The organism is Mycobacterium sp. GA-1199, from assembly GCF_001500045.1.
GTDB lineage: Bacteria > Actinomycetota > Actinomycetes > Mycobacteriales > Mycobacteriaceae > Mycobacterium.
The window spans coordinates 1-668 of record NZ_LQIX01000050.1 but is presented as its reverse complement, the minus strand read 5'-3'; the positions used below and the strand labels follow the sequence as shown (position 1 = coordinate 668).

Here is a 668-nt window from a genome sequence, read left to right as displayed (position 1 = left end):
AAGGCCTACAACGACTGGCACGTCGAGGAGTGGTGTGGGGCCTATCCGGCGCGGTTCATCCCGATGACGCTGCCGGTGATCTGGGATCCGGTCGAGTGCGCCAAGGAGATCCGGCGCAACGCCGAGCGCGGTGTGCATTCGTTGACGTTCACCGAGAACCCGGCGGCCATGGGGTATCCGAGTTTCCATGATTTCGAGCATTGGAAGCCGATGTGGGATGCGCTGGTGGACACCGAGACCGTGCTCAACGTGCACATCGGTTCCTCGGGCCGCTTGGCGATCACCGCCCCGGATGCGCCGATGGATGTGATGATCACCTTGCAGCCGATGAACATCGTGCAAGCCGCGGCCGACCTGTTGTGGTCGCGCCCGATCAAGGAATACCCGACGCTGAAGATCGCCCTGTCCGAAGGCGGTACGGGGTGGATCCCGTACTTTTTGGAGCGGGTGGATCGCACCTATGAGATGCATTCGACGTGGACGGGTCAGGACTTCGGGGGCAAACTGCCCAGCGAGGTGTTCCGCGAGCACTTCTTGACCTGTTTCATCGCCGATCCGGTCGGGGTGGCCACCCGCAATGCGATCGGCATCGACAACATCTGCTGGGAGGCCGATTACCCGCACAGCGACTCGATGTGGCCCGGGGCTCCCGAGCAGCTCGACGAGGT

Annotated in this window: 1 protein-coding gene; it reads left to right on the top strand. The window is 63.0% G+C overall.

Annotated elements, in window-relative coordinates; all coding sequences use genetic code 11:
- Positions 1–668, top strand: a 668-nt coding sequence (locus tag AU198_RS20920) for an amidohydrolase family protein (RefSeq protein WP_156431701.1), incomplete at both ends; no start/stop codon positions are given.